Here is a 249-nt window from a genome sequence, read left to right as displayed (position 1 = left end):
CACTCTCTCCGTCGTCGGCAGCGTCAGATGTGTATAAGAGACAGGCCGATCGACGTGCTCGCGGAGGTGCGGGCGGGCGACGTCGTGCTCGTCCCGCACGGCTGGCACGGACCCGCGATCGCCGCTCCCGGCTACGACCTCTACTACCTCTGTCTCTTATACACATCTCCGAGCCCACGAGACGGAGCTACATCTGGTGGGCCGTTTTCTGCCTGGCGGGGGGGGGGGGGGGGGGGGGGGGGGGGGGGG

The 249-nt window shown here is 69.1% G+C and carries 1 protein-coding gene; it reads left to right on the top strand.

Annotation, left to right across the window (positions count from 1 at the left end):
* Positions 1-27 precede the first annotated feature (27 nt).
* Positions 28-249: 5-deoxy-glucuronate isomerase (locus ACR9ZK_RS22810; protein WP_481344203.1), on the top strand; the 222-nt coding region annotated here is incomplete at its 3' end.

The sequence above is a fragment of the Monashia sp. HAY1-5C genome (genome assembly GCF_056755255.1).
This window is presented reverse-complemented; position numbering and strand designations above follow the sequence as displayed.